The organism is Acinetobacter lwoffii (assembly GCF_024129355.1).
Lineage (GTDB): Bacteria > Pseudomonadota > Gammaproteobacteria > Pseudomonadales > Moraxellaceae > Acinetobacter > Acinetobacter lwoffii_I.
In genome coordinates this window covers 1-575 of sequence record NZ_JAMXXP010000090.1, presented here as the reverse complement: position 1 = coordinate 575, position 575 = coordinate 1, and the positions used below count along the sequence as shown (strand labels likewise).

Here is a 575-nt window from a genome sequence, read left to right as displayed (position 1 = left end):
ATCTCTATAATATACACAGCCATTGGGGACGTGGCGAAATTGGTAGACGCACTGGATTTAGGTTCCAGCGCCGCGAGGTGTGAGAGTTCGAGTCTCTCCGTCCCCACCAATCAATATTTGAGTAACTGGATATTGGGTGGAAGTAGAGGATTGGTGTAATGGTAGCATGACGGTCTCCAAAACCGTTCGTCAAGGTTCGAATCCTTGATCCTCTGCCAAAGTTTGAAAGAAATCCAACGTTAAGTTGGTACCCTGATGGGGACGTGGCGAAATTGGTAGACGCACTGGATTTAGGTTCCAGCGCCGCGAGGTGTGAGAGTTCGAGTCTCTCCGTCCCCACCAATCAATATTTGAGTAACTGGATATTGGGTGGAAGTAGAGGATTGGTGTAATGGTAGCATGACGGTCTCCAAAACCGTTCGTCAAGGTTCGAATCCTTGATCCTCTGCCAAAGTTTGAAAGAAATCCAACGTTAAGTTGGTACCCTGATGGGGACGTGGCGAAATTGGTAGACGCACTGGATTTAGGTTCCAGCGCCGCGAGGTGTGAGAGTTCGAGTCTCTCCGTCCCCACCA

5 tRNA genes are annotated in these 575 nt (G+C 49.4%); all 5 read left to right on the top strand.

Features of this window, described 5'->3' with window-relative positions:
* The first annotated feature begins 24 nt into the window (after nt 1-24).
* Nucleotides 25-109, top strand: a tRNA-Leu gene (locus tag NI468_RS16105).
* Between the two features lie 35 nt (nt 110-144).
* Nucleotides 145-218, top strand: a tRNA-Trp gene (locus tag NI468_RS16100).
* A 39-nt stretch (nt 219-257) separates the two neighbouring features.
* Nucleotides 258-342, top strand: a tRNA-Leu gene (locus tag NI468_RS16095).
* A 35-nt stretch (nt 343-377) separates the two neighbouring features.
* A tRNA-Trp gene (locus NI468_RS16090) sits at nt 378-451 on the top strand.
* Between the two features lie 39 nt (nt 452-490).
* A tRNA-Leu gene (locus NI468_RS16085) sits at nt 491-575 on the top strand.